Raw genomic sequence first — 470 nt, 5'->3', positions numbered from 1 at the left:
GGCGTGTCCGCCTATGTCGTCGACGGGTTGAAGAAGGAACGCATCAAGCCGATCCTCGACATGGCGATCAGCCGCTTCAATGCCTTCTCGCGCATGGCGCGCGAGCTGGAGGAGGCGCGCAGCGAGCTGGAGAACCGCAAAGTCATAGACCGGGCCAAGGGCATATTGATGAAGTCGCGCGGCCTGAGCGAGGAGGCTGCCTACTCGCTTCTGCGCAAAACCGCCATGAACCAGAACCGCAAGATCGCAGACATCGCCCAGAGCCTGGTGACGGCAGCGGGATTGCTGGGGGAGGGCGAATGAGCATGGCGCACGAAATCACCGCCGGTTTCATGCCGCTCTTCGACAGCGCGGTCCTGGTCGCGGCCGCCGAAATGGGCTTTGCCGCCCGCGAGGGCATCGAGCTCAAGCTGCAGCGAGAGACATCCTGGGCCAACATCCGCGACCGCATCGCCATCGGTCATTTCGAC

At 63.4% G+C, this 470-nt stretch carries 2 protein-coding genes; both read left to right on the top strand.

What is annotated here, in order from left to right; translation table 11 throughout:
- Window positions 1–303 (top strand): ANTAR domain-containing protein (locus EN786_RS36075; RefSeq protein WP_135910024.1); only part of this gene is annotated, 303 nt, incomplete at its 5' end.
- Window positions 300–470, top strand: a 171-nt coding sequence (locus tag EN786_RS36070; RefSeq protein WP_189524376.1) for an ABC transporter substrate-binding protein, incomplete at its 3' end; no start/stop codon positions are given. The genes EN786_RS36075 and EN786_RS36070, both read left to right, overlap by 4 nt.

Source organism: Mesorhizobium sp. M4B.F.Ca.ET.143.01.1.1, assembly GCF_004792275.1.
Classification (GTDB): domain Bacteria; phylum Pseudomonadota; class Alphaproteobacteria; order Rhizobiales; family Rhizobiaceae; genus Mesorhizobium; species Mesorhizobium abyssinicae.
The sequence above is the reverse complement of the archived record's forward strand: the minus strand, read 5'-3'. Positions and strand labels throughout refer to the sequence as shown.